The 18,972-nt window shown below is 55.8% G+C and carries 17 protein-coding genes; 7 read left to right on the top strand and 10 right to left on the bottom strand.

The features are described 5' to 3' along the window. Window positions 1–204 precede the first annotated feature (204 nt). Both C1Y41_RS02825 and C1Y41_RS02820 read left to right on the top strand, forming a co-directional pair. Window positions 205–780 carry a cytochrome b gene (locus C1Y41_RS02825; RefSeq protein ID WP_071668724.1) on the top strand — a complete coding sequence of 192 codons (576 nt, stop codon included), beginning with the start codon at window positions 205–207 and terminating at the stop codon, window positions 778–780. Then, a complete protein-coding gene (locus tag C1Y41_RS02820) occupies window positions 777–1,352 on the top strand; it encodes a YceI family protein (protein WP_039383760.1) in 576 nt (191 codons plus the stop codon). The genes C1Y41_RS02825 and C1Y41_RS02820 overlap by 4 nt, the downstream gene beginning before the upstream one ends. A 43-nt stretch (window positions 1,353–1,395) precedes the next feature. On the opposite strand, the gene C1Y41_RS02815 is transcribed toward C1Y41_RS02820, so the two are convergent. Next, window positions 1,396–2,451 carry a rhodanese-related sulfurtransferase gene (locus tag C1Y41_RS02815; protein WP_039383757.1) on the bottom strand — a complete coding sequence of 352 codons (1,056 nt, stop codon included), beginning with the start codon at window positions 2,449–2,451 and terminating at the stop codon, window positions 1,396–1,398. A 260-nt stretch (window positions 2,452–2,711) separates the two neighbouring features. On the opposite strand from C1Y41_RS02815, the gene C1Y41_RS02810 reads away from it, so the two are divergent. The 3 genes from C1Y41_RS02810 to C1Y41_RS02800 all read left to right on the top strand — a co-directional run bounded on the left by C1Y41_RS02810 (window position 2,712) and on the right by C1Y41_RS02800 (window position 4,920). Then, complete coding sequence (locus C1Y41_RS02810; protein WP_039383756.1) at window positions 2,712–3,635, top strand: Kdo(2)-lipid IV(A) acyltransferase; 924 nt, start codon at window positions 2,712–2,714, stop codon at window positions 3,633–3,635. 500 nt (window positions 3,636–4,135) lie between these two features. Then, on the top strand, window positions 4,136–4,402 hold the full coding sequence (locus C1Y41_RS02805) for a hypothetical protein (protein WP_065649626.1): 267 nt from the start codon (window positions 4,136–4,138) through the stop codon (window positions 4,400–4,402). Window positions 4,403–4,521: 119 nt separating this feature from the next. Continuing rightward, entirely contained in the window at window positions 4,522–4,920 is a 399-nt protein-coding gene (locus tag C1Y41_RS02800; protein WP_071668723.1) for a MysB family protein, read from the top strand. Between the two features lie 2 nt (window positions 4,921–4,922). On the opposite strand, the gene C1Y41_RS02795 is transcribed toward C1Y41_RS02800, so the two are convergent. The 3 genes from C1Y41_RS02795 to C1Y41_RS02785 all read right to left on the bottom strand — a co-directional run bounded on the left by C1Y41_RS02795 (window position 4,923) and on the right by C1Y41_RS02785 (window position 9,346). Beyond that, window positions 4,923–5,159 (bottom strand): YceK/YidQ family lipoprotein, encoded by a 237-nt coding sequence (locus C1Y41_RS02795; RefSeq protein WP_039383751.1) that lies wholly within the window; start codon window positions 5,157–5,159, stop codon window positions 4,923–4,925. Window positions 5,160–5,265: 106 nt separating this feature from the next. Continuing rightward, window positions 5,266–7,818, bottom strand: a complete 2,553-nt coding sequence (gene mdoH, locus C1Y41_RS02790) for a glucans biosynthesis glucosyltransferase MdoH (RefSeq protein ID WP_104084764.1) — start codon at window positions 7,816–7,818, stop codon at window positions 5,266–5,268. Next, complete coding sequence (locus C1Y41_RS02785) at window positions 7,811–9,346, bottom strand: glucan biosynthesis protein G (RefSeq protein WP_175540467.1); 1,536 nt, start codon at window positions 9,344–9,346, stop codon at window positions 7,811–7,813. The genes mdoH and C1Y41_RS02785 overlap by 8 nt, the downstream gene beginning before the upstream one ends. A 277-nt stretch (window positions 9,347–9,623) precedes the next feature. Here C1Y41_RS02785 and mdoC point away from each other — a divergent pair, with 277 nt between their 5' ends. Beyond that, entirely contained in the window at window positions 9,624–10,754 is a 1,131-nt protein-coding gene (gene mdoC, locus C1Y41_RS02780) for a glucans biosynthesis protein MdoC (protein WP_039385787.1), read from the top strand. Between the two features lie 31 nt (window positions 10,755–10,785). Here mdoC and C1Y41_RS02775 read toward each other — a convergent pair whose 3' ends face one another. Then, window positions 10,786–12,246, bottom strand: a complete 1,461-nt coding sequence (locus tag C1Y41_RS02775) for a phosphatidylserine/phosphatidylglycerophosphate/cardiolipin synthase family protein (RefSeq protein ID WP_039383744.1) — start codon at window positions 12,244–12,246, stop codon at window positions 10,786–10,788. Window positions 12,247–12,394: 148 nt separating this feature from the next. Here C1Y41_RS02775 and C1Y41_RS02770 point away from each other — a divergent pair, with 148 nt between their 5' ends. Then, on the top strand, window positions 12,395–13,537 hold the full coding sequence (locus tag C1Y41_RS02770; protein WP_104084763.1) for a beta-glucosidase: 1,143 nt from the start codon (window positions 12,395–12,397) through the stop codon (window positions 13,535–13,537). On the opposite strand, the gene C1Y41_RS20090 is transcribed toward C1Y41_RS02770, so the two are convergent. From C1Y41_RS20090 to C1Y41_RS02750, 5 genes are all read right to left on the bottom strand, one after another. Next, the gene (locus C1Y41_RS20090) at window positions 13,525–13,698 is read right to left on the bottom strand and encodes a hypothetical protein (RefSeq protein WP_158086437.1); all 174 of its coding nucleotides are present in this window, start codon (window positions 13,696–13,698) and stop codon (window positions 13,525–13,527) included. The two genes, C1Y41_RS02770 and C1Y41_RS20090, sit on opposite strands and share 13 nt — an antisense overlap. Window positions 13,699–14,024: 326 nt before the next feature. Next, the gene (locus C1Y41_RS02765) at window positions 14,025–15,398 is read right to left on the bottom strand and encodes an efflux transporter outer membrane subunit (RefSeq protein ID WP_104084762.1); all 1,374 of its coding nucleotides are present in this window, start codon (window positions 15,396–15,398) and stop codon (window positions 14,025–14,027) included. Further along, complete coding sequence (locus C1Y41_RS02760) at window positions 15,395–16,486, bottom strand: HlyD family secretion protein (RefSeq protein ID WP_039383736.1); 1,092 nt, start codon at window positions 16,484–16,486, stop codon at window positions 15,395–15,397. Before C1Y41_RS02760 ends, C1Y41_RS02765 begins: the two co-directional genes overlap by 4 nt. An 11-nt stretch (window positions 16,487–16,497) precedes the next feature. Next, window positions 16,498–18,168 (bottom strand): MFS transporter, encoded by a 1,671-nt coding sequence (locus C1Y41_RS02755; RefSeq protein ID WP_104084761.1) that lies wholly within the window; start codon window positions 18,166–18,168, stop codon window positions 16,498–16,500. Between the two features lie 2 nt (window positions 18,169–18,170). Next, entirely contained in the window at window positions 18,171–18,602 is a 432-nt protein-coding gene (locus C1Y41_RS02750) for a MarR family winged helix-turn-helix transcriptional regulator (protein ID WP_039383731.1), read from the bottom strand. Between the last annotated feature and the right edge of the window lie 370 nt (window positions 18,603–18,972).

The following is an 18,972-nucleotide window of genomic DNA, read 5'->3' as shown; positions in this document are numbered from 1 at the left end:
TCAATAATGCCTCATCCTGTGTAGTAATTATATTTATTACCTTAAAATGCCCTGCTTTCAGTCAATATTACTGAAGCAGTAGCGCGCCGCTATTTTAAAATTTTGACAACGATCCGCTTTTTTATAGAAAAGTAAGGCTCATTGCTTTTAGTTAATGAATTAAGGATGCTTGCAGCACTTATTTCATGGACAGGAATAAAGGCTATGTGGCGCAACACTGCAGATCGATTCGGCCTGCTCTCAATTATTATCCACTGGAGCATGGCGGTTGCCCTCTATGCGATGTTTGCCCTGGGATTATGGATGACAGGCCTGGGCTATTATGACAGCTGGTATCATACTGCACCGGACATTCATAAAAGCGTCGGGACAATACTGTTTATTCTGCTGTTGCTGCGCCTGCTCTGGCGCTGGCACTCCCCTGTACCCGCCCCGCTCGCCAGCTATTCTGCCACGGTGCGCCGTACCGCCCGGGGTGTGCATGCCCTGCTTTATCTGCTTTTCCTCCTGCTGCTCGTTAGCGGCTATCTGATTTCGACCGCTGACGGTAAACCGGTCTCTGTATTTGGCTGGTTTAACCTGCCGGTAGTCGTTGCTGGCGGACCACAGCAGGCGGACCTGGCAGGCACGCTGCATTTGTGGCTGGCCTGGAGCCTGGTTCTGCTTTCAGCGCTGCATGCGCTGGGGGCGGTTAAACATCATATTATCGATCGGGACGCGACGCTCAGGCGCATGCTCGGTTTACGCTCACGTTCACTCTCTCAAAAGGATGTATCATGATCAGAAAAACGCTTCTGGCCGTCAGTGCCGCCGCGCTGTTTGCCACCAGCCTTAATGCCAGCGCCGCAGAGTATAAAATTGATAAAGAGGGGCAGCACGCATTTGTACAGTTTCGTATTCAGCACCTCGGCTATAGCTGGTTATATGGCACATTCAAAGATTTTGACGGCGGATTCACCTTTGACGATGCTAATCCGGCAGCCGATAAAGTGAATGTCACCATTAATACCGGAAGTCTGGATACCAATCATGCTGAGCGCGACAAACACCTGCGCAGCGCAGATTTCCTTAATACCAGCAAATATCCTCAGGCAACGTTTACCTCAACAGAGGTTAAAAAAGAGGGAGAGCGTTATAAAGTCACCGGCAATCTGACGCTGAACGGCGTAACAAAACCCATTACGCTGGATGCGCGCCTGATGGGTGAAGGTAAAGATCCGTGGGGCGGTTACCGGGCAGGTTTTGAAGCCAGCGGCGAGGTCGTTCTGAAAGAGTTTAATATCAGCAAGGATCTGGGCCCTGCCTCTCAAAAGGCTGAGCTGATTATCTCTGTAGAGGGAGTACGTCAGTAAGCGGCAAGCCGCCTGAGATCACTTCCTCAGGCGGCACCCGTCATTATGACTTATCGGGCGCGGGAATGGTCATCGTCATATTCAGCAGACCACGCGATTTGTTAAACACCTTATTGCCGTTTTCGCGTCCGGCACGACGTGCGCGCTGCTCTTCAGGCGACAGTTTTGCCTCTTCCATGCAGATTGGGCTGCAGCAGTTCTGATATTTTTCAGCGCAGGCGGGACACTGAATAAACAGCAGATGGCAACCGTCATTAACACAGTTAGTATGGCTGTCGCATGGCGTACCGCACTGATGGCAGCTGGAGAGAATATCATCAGAAATACGCTCGCCCATACGCTCATCAAAGACAAAATTTTTGCCTTTGAAACGCACCGGTAATCCCTGCTCGCGCGCGCGGCGCGTATATTCAATAATGCCGCCTTCAATGTGATAAACATCATCAAAGCCGTTATGCTTCATCCAGGCGCTCGCTTTTTCGCAGCGAATACCGCCGGTGCAGTACATCACAATTTTTTTATCTTTCTTATCCTGCAGCATATCGACTGCCATGGGCAGCTGATCGCGGAAGGTATCCGCAGGCACTTCCAGCGCATTATCAAAATGGCCCACTTCAAACTCATAGTGGTTACGCATGTCGACAAATACGGCATCAGGATCGTCCAGCATCGCATTAACGTCTGCTGCCTTCAGGTAGCTGCCCACATCGCTGGCGTCAAAACTGCCGTCGTCGATGCCATCGGCAACAATACGGTCGCGCACTTTCAGGCGCAGCACCCAGAATGATTTACCGTCATCGTCCAGCGCAATATTCATACGCAGATTATTCAGCGCCGGATCAAAAGCGTACAGCATCGCTTTCATCGCTTCATATTTCCCGGCCGGCACGCTGATCTGCGCGTTAATCCCTTCCCGGGCCACATAGACACGACCAAATACGCTAAGCTGCGTCAGCGCAATATAGAGGCGATCGCGGAACGCTTTGGGATCGGCAATCTGGAAATATTTATAAAAAGAGACTGTCGTACGCGGCTCTGTTTCCGCCAGCATGCGATCTTTCAGCTCTTTATTGGAAACGAGGTTATGTAACACTGGCATGGTGAACACCTGTTAGCAATGAGAGAATTTCAGGGCGCACATGATACCTGAATTCACAGCTGTGCCTAGCCCCCGAACCGAATTGGTGGTGATACACGCGTGCCGATTTTCTGCGCTGTTCGTCTGTTAATGCGGCAAACACCAGCCTGACGGGTGTTGTGAACGCGGTGTGATTACAGTTAACGACAAAAAATGGCATAATTGCGTTAAATAACAGAAACCGGACTCTCTGGTACAGAACGCAGGATACTGATTCTTCCATGACCCAACTTCCGCAATTTACCCGTGAACTGCTTCATCCGCGCTACTGGCTCACCTGGCTGGGCATTGGATTTTTATACGTGCTGGTTTTACTTCCCTACCCGCTTCTGTATGCATTTGGTTGCGGCCTGGGGCGTATTGCCATGCGTTTTATGAAGCGCCGCACAGAGGTTGCGCGACGCAATCTGGAGCTCTGCTTTCCTGATATGCCCGTCAGCGACCGCGAGGCGATGGTTAAACACAACTTTGAATCAGTCGGAATGGGACTGATTGAAACCGGCATGGCCTGGTTCTGGCCCGACTGGCGTATCCGTAAATGGGTTAAGCCGGAAGGACTGGAGAATGTGACTCAGGCGCTGGCAGAAAAGCGCGGAATTCTGCTGATCGGTATGCATTTTCTGACGCTTGAGCTGGGCGCTCGCGTTTTCGGCATGTACAACCCGGGTATTGGTGTGTATCGCCCGAACGATAACAGACTGCTCGACTGGCTGCAGACCTGGGGCCGGATGCGCTCAAATAAAAGTATGCTGGATCGCAAAGATCTCAAAGGCATGATCCGGGCACTGAAGAGTAATGACATCATCTGGTACGCGCCGGATCACGACTACGGCCCGCGCAGCAGCGTGTTTGCCCCTTTCTTTGCCGTTAAGGAAGCAGCCACCACAACCGGAACCCATATGCTGATTCGGCTGGCTAATCCCAGCGTGGTGCCTTTCCTGGCACGTCGTCTGCCGGACGGACGCGGCTACGAGCTGAAACTGATGCCGGATATTCGCCATCAGTTCTCACTGGAGAGTGAGCTTGATACGGCAACGGTGATGAACCGCGTTGTTGAAGAGACGGTGTTACTCGCGCCTGAGCAATATATGTGGCTGCACCGCCGCTTTAAAACCCGTCCGGAAGGCCAGCCGTCGCGCTACTGATGCAGCACAGCGTTCAGGCTATCAGCGATATCTGATAGCCTGAACCGCACCTGATATGTCCATCAGATCCAGCATTATTTCTGGTTTCGTCTGAAAATCATTAGCTCCGGTAACAGGTTATGTTACCGGATTTGCCTGCACAGGCGCTCTGCAGCAGGCAATCAGCCGTCTGACACCGGCTTTCTGGGCCACACTTATCAATTAAAAGAGTGCAATCTGGTCCTGATCATCTATAATTCCAGGCCTAATCCTATTTATTTTTTTCAAAATCGTTTGACTTACTTATCAATGCAGAAAAATTGACTTACTTTACAATGCGTTGTCGATAAAACAGGCTGCTTATTCCATATTGTCATTTTAAAAATTTTTTTAATTACTTTATTACACTGGTTCACTCTGCTGATTCCGGTTAATTTCAGTTGCAACAGTTAACCAATTAACTGTTCTCAGAAAAAATAAAAAAGATTACACACAGCAAATCTCATGCAGGACAAAATAATATGAACAAAGGTCATTATTATTACGTTACGATCGGTACCGATCAGGAAGGCTATCACCTGCTGCATCGTAAAGAGTGCAAACGGATGCCGCTTAAAGAAGATATGGTGTTTATTGGCACCCTCTATAACCTGAATCAGGCGCTGGCCACCGCGCGTATTAACTTCAAAAAAGTAAAGCCGTGTATCAAATGCTGTATTCGCTACTCTGCACCGGTAATGCGCGAAACTGTCCGTCCGGTTCTGCACTTTCCGCAAAAAATGCTCTGATGCGTATGGGCGGGTGATTTTTTCCTCACCCGCCCGTACTGCTCGCCTGCCCGCCTGCGTTCTGCAAATTTTCGTCTATCCTTCTGTAAAATCCCCTTTTTACAGTCAAGGAGTCATTAATGGATCTGTTCAGCACCTTAGAAGAAGCAATTGAAGCCGCACGTGAAGAGTTTATGACCAGCCAGCAGGGCGTATCCGAAGAGGATGTCAACGTCAGCCAGTTTGGCCTGCAAAAATATGTCATGCAGGATGGCGACATCATGTGGCAGGCGGAGTTCTTTGCCAGTGAAGATGAACAGGGTGATTGCCTGCCGCTGCTTAGCGGTGAGGCGGCGCAGGCGGTATTTGACGGCGATTTCGACGAAATTGAGATGCGTCAGGAGTGGCAGTCTGAAAATACCCTGCACGAATGGGATGATGGCGAATTTCAGCTGGCGCCACAGCGCGATCTTGAAGAGGGTGAAGTGGCTGCTGAAGAGTGGGAAGATGACAACACGGATTCAGATAATCTGGCGTAATCTCACTCATAAGGCCCATGCTGCGCGTCAACCGGCAGCAGCAGCGTGTCCACTATCAGCGACAGCGGCAGATCGAGGATGGTGACGATGCGCCACGGGCCGTCGCGCACATCCCACTGTACGCCGGGATAATAGTGGTTACCGTGCCCCTGTCCGGGCACGGTACGGCTGATAATGCTGCCGCACCCGCTCAGCATCAGCACACTGCCTGCCAGTATGACCGCCAGAACGCTTTTCACATCGCTTATCCTCACTGATTGACCTGCTACTATACCTGCCCTGCCCGGCTTTAGCAGCGGCAATAAAAAAGCGGCATCGCTGCCGCTTTTACTGTTTTACTGCTGCTCAGGCACGCGGTGGCAGTGCCTGCGGATTCAGCGTCAGCTTCTGATAGCTCTCCAGCCACTGATGATACTTATCCGCGTTTTCCCACAGCCGGGTATGCACGCGCGCCAGAACCACAGGATCGCTGATCAGCTGCAGACGCTGTTCGCGATTCAGTTTTTCCGGTGCATCGCTCAGCGCCTGATCGACATGCCGGTCACGGGCGTGATCCAGCAGCGTGCTCTGTTTATGACGCGACGTAGCCAGTGCGGTTGCCAGCGCATTGAACGCCGGGTTAAACAGCGCATGCATAAAGCCATGCTTCAGCGCCCGCTCGCGGTTGAGCTGCAGATAGTGATCTGTATCAACCAGCTCTTTTGGCGGCTCATACTCTTCCGGGATCAGGAACAGTTTCGCCCGCCGGCTTTTCAGACCCACGGTCGCGCGGCTCGACATCACCGACACAAACGGCGACAGGATCAGCGAGAAGACAATAGGTGCCAGCCACCACAGGAAGTTGAGGTCCAGCACACCCATGCCCACGGCCCAGACGATGCCAAGCAGCATCTGCGAACCGTGACGGCGGAACGCTTCGCTCCACGGAGTGGCATCATCATCACGCTGCGGTGAATTCCAGACCACCTCCCAGCCGAGGAAGGCGCTGACCACAAACACGGTGTGGAACAGCATGCGCACCGGCGCCAGCAGCACCGAGAACAGCATCTCCAGCATCAGCGAGATGAACAGACGCAGCGCGCCGCCATAAGCTTTAGCCCCTTTGCACCAAATCAGCACCACGCTCAGCAGCTTCGGCAGGAACAGCAGTACCAGCGTAGTGGAAAAGAGCGCAATAGCCAGATCGGGACGCCATTGCGGCCAGACCGGGAAGAGCTGACGCGGCTGCAGGAAGTAGGTCGGCTCCATCAGGGTATGGACCACCTGCAACGCCGTGGAAAGCGCAAGGAACATAAACCAGAGCGGCGCCGAGAGATAGGACATAACGCCGGTCAGGAAGACGGCACGGTGCACCGGATGCATCCCTTTTACCAGGAACAGGCGGAAGTTCATCAGGTTACCGTGACACCAGCGACGGTCGCGCTTTAGCTCATCCAGCAGGTTAGGCGGCAGCTCCTCATAAGAACCCGGCAAATCGTACGCGATCCAGACGCCCCAGCCGGCGCGACGCATCAGCGCAGCTTCAACAAAGTCGTGCGAAAGAATTGAACCGGCAAATGAGCCTTCACCCGGCAGCGGCGCCAGCGCACAGTGCTCAATAAAGGGCTGTACGCGAATAATGGCGTTATGTCCCCAGTAGTGCGACTCGCCCAGCTGCCAGAAGTGCAGCCCTGCGGTAAACAGCGGCCCGTAAACGCGGGTGGCAAACTGCTGGCAGCGCGCATAGAGCGTATCCATACCGGAGGCTTTTGGCGAAGACTGGATAATCCCGGCATTCGGGTTCGCTTCCATCATACGTACCAGACCGGTCAGGCACTCACCGCTCATCACGCTGTCAGCGTCCAGCACCACCATGTAGCTGTAGTTGCTGCCCCAGCGGCGACAGAAGTCATCGATGTTACCGCTTTTGCGCTTCACGCGGCGACGGCGGCGACGGTAAAAAATCTTGCCCGCTCCGCCCACGTCGCGTACCAGCTCCATCCACGCTTTTTGCTCAGCAATCGCAATATCTGCATCGTAGCTGTCGCTGAGAATGTAGACATCAAAATGCTCAGCATTCCCGGTGCGCTTTACCGACTCCCAGGTAGCGCGCAGTCCGGCAAAAACACGCTCCACATCTTCGTTACAGATAGGCATGATCAGCGCGGTGCGGTGCTCCGGGTTCAGCGGCTCATCACCCGTGGTTGAGTAAGAGATACTGTATTTATCGCGTCCAATCAGCAGCTGCAGGAACCCCATCAGCGCCGTCCAGAAGCCCGCCGATACCCAGCAGAACAGAATAGCGAACAGGAACAGAATGCCGGTCTGCAGAATATAAGGCAGGATCAGCTTCACCGACTCGATCCAGTTCTGCTGAAACAGCCCGACAGGATCGAGCAGCGTCCAGCCCTGATAAGGCAGAATGGTTTTCATATACCAGGTCGCGACCACGGTCTGCGCGATGGTCAGAATCAGCAGCGTATAGCGGCGCATCGAACCAACATGACGCCACTTATCCTCCGCGCGCTGCTCCTCTGCGGTTGCGTAACGCGGTTGCACTTTTTGCCCGCGCAGCGAGTTCCAGGCGCGCGCCAGCGGATTGGTACGCCAGGCTTCCGGGAACATCAGCGAGCGTTTAACCGGCGGCATCGCTTTTAACGTCGTGCGATCGAGATAATCTTTACTGAACTGCTGGCCATCCGCTACCGCATCCGGCCATGTCATCGCTATGCGTGATGAGACAGATTTCAGCGGCGCATCGTCAGGCCGATCGCTGGCTGCGTTATCCTGCCCCAGCACCGTATGAATGGCGTGGAAGGCGGGCGCATTTTGCAGCGATGTGCTGAGCCGCGCGCGACCTGCCGCATCAAGCGGCAGCGCCTCCACATAAGATTGAGGTAAAAAAGTCGATTTATTCATTGGCAGGTAACTGATAGCTCCAGGTTTCCGTCAATGTCTTGTCACCGCTTACCAGCGCGGCGCGCATTTCGGTTGATTGCTTGCTGTCTTTCACGCGCAGACGCAGCACCAGACGCCAGCCTTTGGTCACCGGATTGTAGCGTACGCTCTGCTCAACCACTTCGGCGTTATCGCCAACGCTAACCTGCGGTGCTACCTGCGTATCCTCCGGCAGCATGCTCATCGCTTTACCGGTGAAGTCGAGGGTAAAGGCGACAGAACCATCAGGCTGGCGGACCAGATTAGACTGTTTCACATCACCCGCAGAACGCAGGGTATCTTTGACCCAGGCAACATCATCCTGATGCAGCTGATTCTCATCGCGGGTGAAGTGCAGACGATAGTTGAAATTCATCTCTTTGCCCGCGTCAGGCAGTTTTTCCGGCGTCCAGAAGGCGACGATGTTGTCATTGGTCTCATCCGCAGTCGGGATCTCAACCAGCTCAACGCGCCCTTTACCCCAGTCACCCTGCGGCTCAACCCAGGCGCTTGGACGCATATCATAGCGATCGTCGAGATCCTGATAGTGGCTGAAGTCGCGTCCGCGCTGCAGCAGACCAAAACCTTTCGGGTTTTCAATCGTAAAGGTGCTGACCGCCAGATGGCGTGGATTGTTCAGCGGGCGCCAGATCCATTCACCGTTACCGGCGTGGATCGAGAGGCCGTTGGAGTCGTGCAGCTCCTGACGGAAGTTGCTGACCGGCGAAGGCTGATTAGCACCAAACAGGAACATACTGGTCAGCGGTGCCACGCCCAGTTTACCCACGTTATCACGCAGATAAACTTTAGACTGCACATCCACCACCGAGGCTTTGCCTGGCTTCAGCACAAAGCGGTAGGCTCCCGCAGCGCGAGGTGAATCAAGCAGCGCGTAAATAACCAGCTGCTTCGCCTGAGGTTTCGGGCGCTCGATCCAGAACTCTTTAAAGCGCGGGAACTCTTCACCAGAGGGCAGCGCGGTGTCAATTGCCAGACCGCGTGCGGAAAGACCATAGACCTGGTCTTCCCCGATTACGCGGAAGTAGCTGGCACCAAGGAAGCTGCTGATCTCATCCTGCTTTCCTTTGTTATTCAGCGGATAGAGTACTTTGAATCCGGCAAAGCCGAGATTTTTTACCGCATCAGCGTCATGTTTGACGTTGCCGAAATTGAAATAAGCCGGATCGTATTTAATTTCACGCACCGATGAGGCGGTGACTTCGTTAATCTTCACCGGCGTGTCGAAGTACATCCCCTGATGGTAAAACTCGAGCTTAAACGGCGTGCGCAGCTTGCCCCAGTATGCCTTGTCGTGGTTAAACTGGATCTGCTGATAATCCGCAAATTTCATTTCACGAAATTGAGAGGGTAAATTACTTTTTGGCGCTTCAAAACCTTTACCTGCCAGGGCCTTAGCCTGTTTTGCCACATCATCAATGTTAAACGCCCAGCTATTATTTGCGTACAGCGCCAGCAGTACTGCTGCGCTGGTCCAGCGCATCTTCACCAGCCCGCTATTATTTTTCACTTTATTTAGCACATCCCCCCCTTTCGTGTGCTCAGATCAAACCCACTCATCTTAATGGATTATTCGGTTTTCCGACAGCTTATGTAAAACATTGTTCCGCGCAGCGCCAAGCCTCCAGAGCACTTTTCGGAATATTAAACCCGGCAGTTTAAGAAACAGAATCAACTGATAGTATAGGCTGTTAACCGGCAACAGAATGTTCTGCTGCACGATCTGGTTTCAGGGTGAAACCAGCCTGTATAGGATGAACCGGAAGCTTATGAGCGCTGTAAAACCTGAACGCGAATATTTTCTCGACTCGATTCGAGCTTACCTGATGCTGCTGGGGGTGCCGTTTCACGTCTCGCTGATCTACTCGACACAGCGCTGGTCCGTAAACAGCCAGGATGCCACGCTGTGGCTGACCATTTTTAACGATTTCATCCATGCATTTCGCATGCAGGTGTTTTTTGTTATCTCCGGCTATTTTTCCTACATGCTTTATCTGCGCTACCAGCCGGCACGCTGGCTGAAAGTCAGGCTGGAGCGCGTGGGCATTCCGCTGCTCGCCGCTATCCCGCTGATTACGCTGCCGCAGTTCTTTCTGCTGAAATATCTCACTCACAAGCTTGATGGCTGGGATCGCTTTTCAGCGTATGACAAATACAATGCTCTGGCGTGGGATCTGATCTCGCACCTCTGGTTTCTACTGGTCCTGGTGATCCTGACGGCGCTGGGTATGCTGACATTTCGCTGGCTGCGCAACCAGCAAAGCACGCGTAACTATCAGCAGACAGGCTGGGGTAGCGTAACGCTGGCACTGCTGGGCTACGCGCTACTGTGGTGCCTGCTGCGTCGCACGCTGCTGCTGCTGACGCCGGGCATCATGATGGATGGACTCTTTACCATTGCGGTCATGCAAACGCTGACGTATCTGCCGTTCTTTATGCTGGGCGCGCTGAGCTGGAAACATCCGCCGCTGAAAGCGCTGTTTGTGCGGTTCAACCCGCTGATCTGCTTTGGCACCGTGCCGGTCTTTATCGCCTACTACCTGAATCAGCGCTATGGCAACGGCGACGGCTGGCTCTATGAGACCGATATGCTGCTTTCAACGCTGATGGGCGTGTGCATGCTGAACGTCTGCTATAGCGTCGGGCACCGCCTGCTGAACAGCCACTCTCCGCGTATCGTTTATCTGGTTAACGCCTCGCTGTTTATCTATCTCGTCCATCATCCGCTCACTATCCTGTATGGGATATATGTGACGCCGCACATCAGCAATAACACGCTGGGTTTCTTTGTTGGGCTGATAACGGTATTTGCCGCAGCGTTTGCGCTTTATGAGATCCACCTGCGTATCCCGCTGCTGCGCTTTCTGTTTTCCGGCAAAAAGGCGGCGCAGAAAGGGTGAGGCTGCACCGGCGGCGCGTTTCAGCGCGCCGCTACAGCAGCCACTCTACCGGCAGCCGCCATACCAGCCGCACCAGCAGGCGCTGCAGCAGCGTTGACTGCGGTTCATGTTTATGTACCACTTCTGCGCCCTGCTCATCCTGTTCTATCCAGTTCACCCGGCCCCACTTGTCCAGCCGCAGCGTCCAGGCCCGATGTTGCATACCGCGACTGAAGCGATCATGCGTCTGGCGCGCCAGGGCTTCACTCTCAATGACCAGTCCCATTTCGGTGTTCAGCACCGCAGAGCGGGGGTCAAAATTAAATGAACCCACAAAGACTTTGCGATTATCAACGGTAAACGTTTTTGCATGCAGGCTGGAGCCGGAGTTACCCGTTAACCCGCGATCGTGCGGTGGTTCGCCGGCGTGTGCCTGAGGTTTCAGCTCATATAGCGCAATACCGTGACGCAGCAACTTTTTTCGCCAGCGCGCATACCCGGCATGCACCACGGTGACATCATTGGCCGCCAGTGAGTTGGTCAGTACGGCGATACGCACGCCGCGCCGGCGCAGTGACAATAGCTGCGCCACCCCGGCGCGGGTCGGGACAAAATAGGCTGAGATAATATCGAACTGCTGCTGTGGCGTGCCGATGACCTCCAGCATCCGCTGCGGCAGCAGGCTGCTGCGTCTGGCTTTGCCCAGCCCTTTGCGCGGATCGTCGCTCAGCAGGCGCGCCTCAGCCCAGGTCATCGCCAGCGCGCCCTGCTCCAGCTGGCTGACAAAATCGGAGTGGTTAAGACGCGCCAGATAACGCTGCACCGCCTCGCTCTGCTGCCACTCCGGCGGCAGGCGCACCGCTTCGCCCTCATCGCTGCGCACGTCCACTACGCTGCGCAGCGGCGATACCGCCTGGCTATGCCAGTAGCGCTCGAAATCTGCGGTAACCTCATCGACGACCGGCCCGATGGCCAGCACGTCGAGATCGGTAAACAGGGGCTCATTGCCGGTACCAAAATATTCATCCCCGACGTTGCGCCCCCCCACCAGCGTTGCGGCGCCATCTACCGTCAGACTTTTATTATGCATCCGGCGATTGAGGCGCGCGAAGTCAGTCAGGTAGCCCAGCGCGCGCAGCGTGCGGAATGAAAACGGGTTAAACAGCCTGACCGAAATGTTCGGATGACGTTCCAGCTCCGCCAGCGTGTTATCCAGCCCCGGCGTATTGTTATCATCCAGCAGTAAGCGCACCCTGATACCGCGGCCGGCAGCGTCCAGCAGCGCGCTGAATAGCAGGCGTCCGGACATGTCGTTATGCCAGATATAGTACTGCACATCGATAGTGTGCCGCGCCATGCTCATCAGCAGGTAACGCGCAGCAAACGCGTCAAGCCCGTCGTTAAGCGGATGGATGCCGCTCAGGCCGGGATGCTGCGCGCACTGCTGCGCCACGCTTTGCCGTAATTCATCGCCCGCGGCTAACTGGCCGGGCAGCGCTGCTGCTTCGCTCATACTGGATCCCTGAATACGTAATCACGCTTATTATTGGCATTGTCGCTGTGGCAGGCAACCTGCATGCCTGACCGGCAGAGCCGGCTGCTAATTTAGTCTAGACTTAGCCCGTGGTTCTGCATCGGGCGATTACCCTGAGGAGTGAAATATGACCGCGTTACTGCCTCATTATCAACCCCGGCTTTTTCGCAGTTTTTTTCAGGGCAGCTTTCCCTGCTCTACCGCCTGTCGCAGCGGCGGCCGCCGTCTGGATATGGTTGTCAGTAGCGGACACGATATGCTGCTGGACAAAGATTACGCCGCGCTGGTGCGGGAAGGTTTGCTCACGGCGCGCGACGGTGCGCGCTGGCATCTGATTGAAGCGACGCCTGACCACTACGACTGGCGCTCCTTTCTGCCAATGATCCATGCGGCCGCACGCCACAATATGCAGATTATCTGGGAGCTGGCGCATTTTGGTTATCCGGCGCACCTCGATATCTGGAAACCGGCGTTCGTTGAGCACTTTGCCCGCTATGCACGCGCTATGGCACAGCTGATGCGCGATGAGGGCGTGGAGCAGCCGTTTTTTACCCCGATTAATCAAATCTCATTCTGGGCCTGGGCCGGGGCTGATGTTTCATGGCTCGATCCTTACGCCAGCGAACGCGGACGCGATCTGAAGCGCCAGCTGGTGCGCGCCTCGCTGGCCGCGATGCATGCGATCCGCGATGTCTATCCTGAAGCACGCTTTGTGCTGACCGATCCGCTGGTGCAGATCGCTGCCGATCCGGATAAGCCAGAGAGTGCCGGGCATGCTGCCCGGCAGCATGAGATGCAGTTTGAAGCATGGGACTGGCTGGCCGGGCGCGCTGAACCGGGACTCGGCGGACAGGCGGACTTTCTCGATATTCTGGGCCTGAACTACTATCCCGACAACCACTGGTTCTGGTCAGGCGATACCCTGCCACCCGATCATCCGCAGCGTCAGCCCCTGCACCAGCTGCTGCTGGCGTGCTGGCAGCGCTATCAGCGTCCGCTGCTGCTGGCGGAAACGGGGGCTGAAGGCGATGCGCGCGCGCCATGGCTGCGGCACGTCAGTGCGGAAGCGCGGCTGGCGCTGGCTCAGGGCGTTGCGCTGGAGGGAATTTCACTCTATCCGGTGGTGGAGTATCCCGCCTGGGCGGACGATCGCCGCTCTCCCGGCGCCCTGTTCGGGCTGGGCGATCCTAACGGTAATCGTACTCTGCATGAGGGACTGGCCCTGGAGCTGCGCGGTCAGCAGATCAAATGGCAGCGTCAGGAGCGCTGAGCGTGACGGGAAGCGGGCGCACAGCTTCTGGCGTCCTGCAGCGTATCGGCAGGACGGCGCACATCGGTAAGCCAGGTCATGGTAACAAGAAAAATCACGCCAATCAGACAGGCACAGAGTAAGGCGATGATAGCGATCAGTTTATCGTCGCGAGCGTCCATTTAGCTCTCCTTGCAGGCGTTGATACTGCGTTGCAGGCGTTAGCTCATCCACAGAGTGAGCATCAGGACAAAGATTATAAGCGTTACCGAAGTGACCGCAAGAACCACGATAGCGAAGTGCGCATCATCAAGCGGTTGACGGTGAGACTCGTCGTTATCGTCAGGTGGGGCCGGCAAACTCATGAAAACTCAATAGCGTAAGCAGAATCAGGGCAAAATTGCGCGCTGAGTGTAATGGAAAGTGATAAATATTTCACGACTATTTCTGTGCGAAACAGATACCGCACGTGACTTTATTACTTTCCTGCTACCGCCAGGATCCCGCTTCAGGCGGCGTGCCAGCCGCCACCCAGCGCCCGATAGAGATCGATTTGCGCCTGCAGCAGATTATTTTTTACCGAGACAATATTAAGCTGCGTGCTGAACAGCGTACGCTGTGCATCAAGCTCATCAAGATACGAAGCATAACCATTCTGATAGCGATTGCGGGCAATCCGGTACGCTTCCGCTACAAACTGCTCCTGCTTTTGCAGTTCCGCCAGCTGCTCCTGATTACGGCGGATCGCATCCAGCGCATCCTCTGTTTCTGAGAAAGCGTTACGCACCGTTTTTTCATAGCTATAGAGCGCCTGATTGCGCGTAGCCATCTGCACGTCAACCTGTGCCGTCAGCGCTTCGCGATTAAGCAGCGGTGCCAGGATACTGCCCCCCAGGCTCCAGAGACGAAACGGATTATCCAGTAGCGTGTGCAGCTCGCTGCTTTGCAGCGTGCCGCTGGCGGTGAGGTTGAGTGAAGGCAGCAGTCTGGCGCGTGCGGACGCCAGAGAGGCATCTGCTGCCAGCAGCTCACGCTGCGCCTGAACAATGTCGGGACGCCGGTTCAGCAGCTGCGACGGCAGCAGCGCAGGCAGAGCGTGCGGCCGGATGTTGTCAAAGTGATGGCTGCGTGCGATTTCACGCGGGTTCATGCCCGCCAGGACGCTTAATGCGTTCTCCTGCTGCGCGATCTGATGCTGCAGCTGCGGAATTTGCGCGCTGGCCGTCTGGTACTCTGACTCCGCCTGCATCCACTCCAGTCGCGACGTATAGCCGGTTTCAAACTGGCGCCGGGCAAGCTGGCGGGAGTTTTCGCGCGTTGCCAGCGTCGCCTGCGTCACGCGCAGCTGTTCATCCAGCGAGGCAAGCGTAACGTAGCCCGATGCCACTGAGCTGGCAACGGTAAGCTCAGCCGCCGCCGCAGCAGCACGCTGCGCCTCCAGCGTCGCCTCCGCCGCGCGTATGCTGTTACTGCGGCTGCCCCAGAGATCGACCTCATAATTAGCCTGCAGTAAACCCTGAAACACCGCGCTTTCATAAGGCTGGCCGGTTGCCGCCGAGAGCGAACGCTGACGGCTGGCAGCCACACCGGCAGAGAGCGCCGGAAAGTTATCGCCCTGCGCTGCGCGCACCTGCGCCCGGTACTGATCGACCCGCGCCCGGGCAAGAAGAATATCGCTATTATATTTCAGTGCCTGACTGACCAGACGATTCAGATCGCTGTCGCCAAAGGTGCGCCACCATGCGGCTTCCGGCGGTGCCTGCGGTCCGGTCCGATCGCGCCACTGCTCCGGGATGGGCAGCGAAGCGGGCGCTTTTTCAACCTGGGTCGCACAGCCGCTGAGCAGTAGCAGCGCAAGTGATAAAGGTAGCAGCAGCTTCACGGCGTCTCCTTCGCCGGCTCTGCGGCAGTATCGATGCTGACCTCCACTGACATGCCCGGACGCAGCAGCTGCTGCGCATCGGGATCAAGGCCGATCCGTACCGGAATGCGCTGCGCAATCTTCACAAAGTTTCCGGTGGCATTGTCGGGGGAGATGGCGCTGAACTCTGAGCCAGCCGCAGGAGAGATAAACTCTACTCTGCCGCTGAAGCGCCGGCCATTAAGCGCATCAACGCTAAACGTCACCGGTAAGCCCGGGCGAATATGCGCCAGCTGCGTCTCTTTAAAATTGGCAATCACCCACTTTTTATCCGGCACCACCGAAGTGAGACGCGTACCGGCGGTAACATAGGTTCCTTTACGCACGGAGAGCTGTCCCAGCTGACCACTATCAGGCGCCACAATCCGGGTGTTAGCAAGGTCGATATTCGCCAGCTCCAGCGCCGCACGTGCGTTAGCCACGTCAGCCTCCAGCGAAGCGCGGTTTACTACCACCGTTTGCAGATTCTGTTGCGCTACGGCAACCTGCGCTTCGGCCTGCCGCATCTGCGCCTGCGCCTGCGCATCCGCGGCACGCGACGCATCACGCTCGCGCACCGAAAGCGACCCATCCGACGCCAGATTTTCCACCCGTTTCAGGTCGAGCCCGCTTTTCTGCCTCTGTGCCCGGGCATTCTCCAGCGCGGCTTTATTGCTGAGAATGGTCGCTTCAGCGCTTTTTCGCTGCTGCTGATTATTTTTCAGTGCCGCCACTTTCATCTCCAGCTGCGCCTGAGCCTGATGCACGCGCTGACGATAGATACGATCGTCAATGGTCATCAGCAGCTCGCCCTGCTTCACCGGCTGCAGATCCACAACTTCAACGCCGGTCAGATAGCCGCTGACCTGCGGACTGATAAAGGTGATCTGACCGCGCACATAGGCGTTTTCCGTGGTCTGTACGCTGCTGGTAAACGGCCAGAGCTGCCAGGCATAAAGAATTACCAGCACACCCACAATCACAATTCCCGCGCCAGCGGCGATAGAAAGCGTGCGGCGGCGATGCGCACGTTCGCGCTCAGCCACCTGCAGATCATCCTGTTGACTCATCTCTTCTCCGTTTAGTTCGCTGAGGGCGCTGTCTGACGCGGCTCATCATGATGATTTTTCGCCTGCCGCCACGCAAGATAACGCTGACGCGACAGCCGCCATAATACCCACAGCAGCGTGCACATCGCCAGGGCTGCCGTGAGCAGATAAGTGTCATTATACGCAAGGACGTTCGCCTGCAGCGTGGCGACGGTCTGCAGCTGGATGCTGCTCTGGGCGCCCAGCAGCACGCTATCGGTCAGCTGACTGCGAAACAGCGCGCTGTACTGATCCAGCCGTTCCGTCACGTTAGGATCGAGCTGCGAGAGTTTGTCGGCCAGCAGGCTGGAGTGATACTTCTCCCGCCAGGTCTGAAACGTTCCGAGAATGGCTGAACCAATCAGCCCGCCCAGATTCTGGCTCATACCAAACAGCACCACAAAGCTGACCAGGTTTTTCGGCTGCGTCACCACGCTGCCGATCCCCAGCAGCATCGCTGGCGCCAGGAAAAAGGCGCTGCTGAAGCCCAGCAGGAACTGGCTAAAATAGAGGTTGTGCGCGCGCGTCAGCGGATTTGACTGCGCGTCCATCAGCGAAGCCACAATCATAATCGCCAGCGAGGTCACAATTGGCCAGTTAAGCTGGCCAGGCTTGATGGTCAGCGCACTGGCGATGATGCCGCAGATGACGCCGGCAATAATGGCCAGCGCCAGGCCATGCAGCTGATCGTTAAGCAGCCCCAGCTGCTGCAAAAAGCCGATCGCCCCGGTGTTCTGCTCAGCCAGCACAATACGGATCATGATCATGGCGATACCCAGCCGGACAATCATGCCGCTACTCAGCCAGCGGGTGTTGATCAGTGGATTGGTCCGGTTATGCTCCACCACAACGGCTGAAACAATCAGCACCAGCGCCAGCACCAGACAGACGCCCAGCCACGGCGTGGTAAACCACCATTCGATGCGTCCCAGTGACAGCACACCGCACAGCAGCGCCATACCCGGTGCCAGCAGCAGAAACGTGACAAAATCGAGTTTTTCAAACGCTTTAATGCGGTCTCCCGGGGGCAGCCTGACCACCAGCACGCAGCCGAGCGCAATCAGCGCCAGCCCAAGCTCAAACAGATAGAGACCACGCCACTCCTCCAGCTGCAGCAGCTCGGTAGAAAAGAGTCGCGCCAGCGGGATCGCCAGCTGGGAAGCCGTGATACCGATCACCAGCGCTTTCAGCCGGTGTTTTGCCGGCCACGCCTGTACCTGATAGTAGATCCCCAGCGAACTGAGCGCGGCAGCCACCATTCCGTGTGCGGTGCGCACAATGATGGCGGAACTGAGATCGTTGGCGAACAGATGAAAAAACGCCACGATGACATACAGCACCAGAAACGCTTCGGTAAACAGCCGCAGGCCAAACTGCTGGCGAAATTTTACCAGCAGCAGGTTAATTGAAATGTTTCCCATCACATAAACCGCCGGCAGCCAGGCGATCTCATTGCTGTAAGCGGCAAACGTCCCCTGCAGATTGGTCAGGTTTGCCGTGACCAGCGCGTTGCTGAGCGCGCCGGTCAGCGTGATCAGCAAGCCAATCAGGCCAAACGCGACGCGCTTGCCTGGCGAATGCAGCGGCGTGGAGGGGGAGCCTGGCAGCATCGGCTTTTCATGCGGCAGCCATTCCCGCTGCGCGTAGGGATTACGTCTGGCCATGCTCAGGCGCTACCCAGACGATCGAGCAGCTGCTGCAGCACCGTCTCCGTGACAGCCAGCGCAGCGGGATCGATATCAGCCAGCAGCTGACTGCGCAGATCGTCTGCCTGCGCTTTGACCTGAGTAAACGCCTGCTCTCCCTGCGTCGTCAGCACCAGCAGACGCTTACGCCGATCTTCGGGCGTTTGCAGACGAGCCAGCAGCTGCTGCTTCACAAGCCGATCCACCAGTGGCACCACGCTCGCGTCCTCCAGACCCAGCTGCTGCGCCAGCGCTTTCTGCGTCAGCGGCTGACTGGCGGTGGCGACGCTGGCAATCGCCATCCAGCTGCTCATACTCAAATCGCTCTCTTTCAGCCGGCGATCGACCGCCAGCCGCCATGCGTGAGCCGTCTGATGTAAAAGCCGGGAAAAGGGCTGCGGGTAGTCGGTCAAGATTAGCCACCTAATGGTTAGATACCTAACTAAAAGAAGGCGTAATTATAATTCACGCCGCTATAAAAGGGAAAAGGTTGTATCGATTTGAGATAAAAACCTGTACATGTCAGACCACAGCCTGCCGTAACCCCCGCTAACCGGCTAATATCGCACAAAATGCTTAAGAAATTAGTTGTACACAAACCCTTTTTTTGTATAACTTTAGCGCCATGAATCGGCTGACGATTCAGTAACGAATGATGCTTTTGCGTCGCCTCTGCAGGTGTTTTTGGATTTCCACCTGCAGAGGTTATTTTTTTACCCTGCTGCTCTCTCTCTTTCGCTGGTCTGGGCCACCAATGACCGGTAACATTCGCACGCTAAACAT

Source organism: Pantoea sp. ICBG 1758, from assembly GCF_002928325.1.
Taxonomy (GTDB): domain Bacteria; phylum Pseudomonadota; class Gammaproteobacteria; order Enterobacterales; family Enterobacteriaceae; genus Pantoea; species Pantoea eucrina.
This window is presented reverse-complemented; position numbering and strand designations above follow the sequence as displayed.